At 36.5% G+C, this 3,817-nt stretch carries 3 protein-coding genes; 2 read left to right on the top strand and 1 reads right to left on the bottom strand.

The features are described from left to right. Positions 1–992: 992 nt before the first annotated feature. Entirely contained in the window at positions 993–1,187 is a 195-nt protein-coding gene (locus ACP6PL_RS20495) for a hypothetical protein (protein WP_426547124.1), read from the top strand. Between the two features lie 72 nt (positions 1,188–1,259). On the opposite strand, the gene ACP6PL_RS20500 is transcribed toward ACP6PL_RS20495, so the two are convergent. Further along, the gene (locus ACP6PL_RS20500; protein ID WP_426547125.1) at positions 1,260–2,015 is read right to left on the bottom strand and encodes a lipoate--protein ligase family protein; all 756 of its coding nucleotides are present in this window, start codon (positions 2,013–2,015) and stop codon (positions 1,260–1,262) included. 697 nt (positions 2,016–2,712) lie between these two features. On the opposite strand from ACP6PL_RS20500, the gene ACP6PL_RS20505 reads away from it, so the two are divergent. Then, complete coding sequence (locus ACP6PL_RS20505; protein WP_426547126.1) at positions 2,713–3,645, top strand: hypothetical protein; 933 nt, start codon at positions 2,713–2,715, stop codon at positions 3,643–3,645. The last annotated feature ends 172 nt before the right edge of the window (positions 3,646–3,817 follow it).

Raw genomic sequence — 3,817 nt, forward strand, 5'->3', positions numbered from 1 at the left:
AGCCAAGTTATACAGGTTTTTTGACTTAAAAGCTAACTCATCGCACACCTGCCAAAAGTTATGTGTTCGTCTAATTATATGTCTGTCAACAACAATCAATTGCTCTGTCTACTCAAATTTTGTTACCCTCGCCCGTGATTACTATAATACTCGAAATAATGCTCGAAATCATTCATTGCCTAAATTTACGCTTTCCATTAACTGTTTAATATTACAATACTTTTCTACGTTTGACAACTATTTTATACAGTTTAAGTTTAACAGTTAATTACCCCTATTCTGGTAGTTAGCATAAATATTCTTTGTTTTGTCCAAAGTCCAAATTATGCAGTAGGTAAGAATTATGGTAGTTCTGCATAGTAATGGTGAAAATATACATTTTTTTCCCACATTCCCTATATTCCCCAGACTTTCTATACCATTACCATGCACCACCATCAAAATTATTATCTTGGCCTTGCTAAAATACCTACTGAGATTAACGCTGCATAAAATATTGTGAGTCTATGAGTCGAGTAGTCTGGCAAATATTTATTGTTTGTCCTGATTAACTGGAGTTCTTCAGAAATAAATTTTATAAGTCCTATAATATTCAGGCGATCGCTAACTTTGAATAGAAGTAGTATTTTATCTCGTCTAGTCCAGGATAGCGGAAATAACTGAGCAGTTACAAAATCATAAAAGCCTTACTCAGGAATAGTTTTGACTGTCAGATGTGCGTCTTACATTCTCGAGGGGCTGTGTGCGGAATTACTTCCGCATTTTATATGCCCCGTAGAAGACCTCAGAATTACGCACTCGCTTTTAACTTCCGTGTAGCAGCGTTAGGGAGAGTGATGTTGGTCACAAAAATTGTTTATGTGCTTCACTTTGTTATGTCTGAATAACTCACTCTCCTGATATCAAAAAATCACTCTCGACTTCAACTACAAGTCACCACCATAACCAAAAAAACAGAAGATGATTAAGGTATAGAGTTCAAGGTAAGTCTCATGTTTCAAGTTCAATTACTCCCCGGCGCAATCAACGAAATCATGGCCTCTGTTGCCGAAAATTGTTCTCTCACTGAATCAGACCGTTATGGCCTTATGGCTGCTGTGTTGGATGATTCTCTGACTGAAGAAGAGCGTTGTAGTGTTAATAGATTGTTGCGTTCTGTTGTTAGAGGACGGGTGCAGTTAAAATAAACGTCTGCCTCTGACTATTTGTCCAATTTTTTATATAGACATAATATAAATTCAGCAAAAGTTGAAAAACAATCATAAATTGGTATTAGCCAAATTACGGATTTCGACCCATTCTTGATCTGATAAAGGTTGAGTTATTAACTGAATTTTAAAACATTCACTAGCTGCCATAATCAATGCTTCAATAATCTGATTAATCAAACTTTCTCCCCTATCATTTGGTGATAAAAAAGATGCATAAATATCAGAAACTCCAGGGGATGGTTGAGAGTTAAAAACATGAATAAAAAACTCAACATCAGGTGCTAAAATCATAGAACCATGTTGTAATATTGCTCCTTTTTTTCTCAATTGCGCGCTACCGATTAATTTTGTCCCATTAGGTAAAATTAAATCTGCACCTGTAGAAGTTCCAAAACAGTTTGGGTTATTAATATAGCCTCTTCCGGCACTACCATAAACTAAGTTAATACCAAGCGATCGCCACCCTTGGATTAAAAATTCACAAATAGCTCGATAAGATTCAATACGACTCCCAGTAAAACCAGAAGTTATCAGACTATAAGTTAAATCCCCCTGATGCAAAACAGCTCTCCCACCAGTAGGACGACGCACAATATCCACAGGGGTGTTTTGCCAGAGGAGGTTTTGCCAATATTCGGGATAGGATTTTTGATGATAACCGAGAGAAATGGCGACTGGTTGCCAAGTATAAAAGCGGAGAGTCGGTGGAATTTTTCCTTGGAGATGTTGGTGTAGTAACCATTCATCTATTGCCATTTGTAATTTTCCGCTTGTTGTTAGTAGGGGAATAAGTCGCCAAAACATAATGATTCTGAATTAAGCATTTAGCCATCAGCTCGCTTCCTGGATCGGAACTAGGTTTTTCATATCACTCCACATTTTCCTTTGCTGCCGAATGCTACGCAAACGGAACATAAAAAACGCGCGTTATGCAGTAGTAAAACAGCTATGAGCTATTGCTTTTGGTGTGTGATAAAAGCTTAATTAGGGCTGGCTGATTAAATCTAAAAGCATTGATAGATAAAGGTTTTAGGCTTTTTTTACTCCATAAAGTCTGGCGAATTCAGCTTGATCAAGCAGAAAGTTAGGGTTTTGAGGAGAATAATTGCAGAAAAATTGAGGGATAAAATATTAGACTAACTCCTCTAAATTCCCCATTTCTTCTGTCTCCTGTCTGCTGTCTCCTGTCTCCTCCCCTCACCCATAAGACTTTTTCAGCAAACCCTAATTAAATTAATTGAGCCATAATTCAATATTACTACAAAATTTGCCTCCTTTGAGCTTAAAGTATACAGTCATTGGTGGGATTTTTGAGGAAATTTTTGGGTTAAAATCTAAAGTAATGCAATACTTGTTGTTGAATAAGTTAAAATCCTCAGCTTTAGCTTCCTTCAATAGCAGGGATGGTGGAAAGGTAATATATTTAGCTATACTAGATGATCGATTAGGGAAATCGCTTCCCTGAGAATATGACGGATAACTTGATTGATTTTTTATTTTTATGAAGAACCTACTAAAAATTCTCCCTTGGTTAGTTATTCCTGGTTTTGCTTGGTCTCTTGGTTTTTTTTACAACGTTTATTCTGGCGGTCTAATTGGTCGATTACGGGGAATGTACTATAATAAGGTGGCACTAGCTGCTGAGTTGGAGGATTCAAAAAGAGTAATAATTGTTGGTGGATCGGGAGCGCACTACACTGTCAATTCTGAGCTAATGGGGGAAAAACTTGGTATCCCTGTATTTAACTTTGGTTTGGATGGTAATTTGGGTCTAAATGTAATTTTTCCGACTATTTTGGAGCAAGTTCGTCCAGGAGATATTGTGTTGATAATTCCTGAATACTTAATGCTCTTGGATGAGGATGGAATTGGCGATCGCTCTACTTACTTTGGGTTCGCTATTGGAAAACCAGGGTTAGGAGGAATTCCACCTAAGAAGTTTGGCCAAGATACTTTTGGTTTAGGTGTCCCTAGTCTTAGAAACTTGACAAAATCTACTATAGACATAGTAAAGAAGGCAGAAGATCCGGACTATATTCCAGAGTATTATGCCGATCCGATTACAGACTGGGGCGATCCAACGAAAACATGGGAGCGTAAAAGTAAGTGGTGGCAAATGACAGTTAAGAAACCTATTACTCCTCATTCAATTGCACGAATCAAACAATTTCGAGAGGAGTTGGAGGCTAAAGAAGCAACTTTGCTCATCTCATTACCTGTTATTTATGGTAGTACAGATGAAAGAACTATCAAGAATGTTAAGAAAACTGCTGAAGAGTTAGGCAAAATTGCTCCTACAATTTATGACAAAGAATCATTAAATTTGTGGACTGACTCCAATTTATTTGCTGATACTCACTACCACCTCAAAGAAGAAGCACGGGTTATCCGCTCAAAAGAATTAATTGATCAACTCCAGCCTATAATAAATTAATAGATAATAACTAATAGACATCTCCACAAAAGAATGTAGAGATATTCCATATAAGCTTTCTATAAAGATTTGACAAAAGGAATATTTAATTTCTTTTCTGGAGATGTCTAATATAGAATCTGATTCATTAATTGATAATTGATAATGGATAATTGATAATTACCTCTGGTTA

The organism is Dapis purpurea BLCC-M126 (genome assembly GCF_050015975.1).
Taxonomy (GTDB): Bacteria; Cyanobacteriota; Cyanobacteriia; order Cyanobacteriales; family Microcoleaceae; genus Trichodesmium.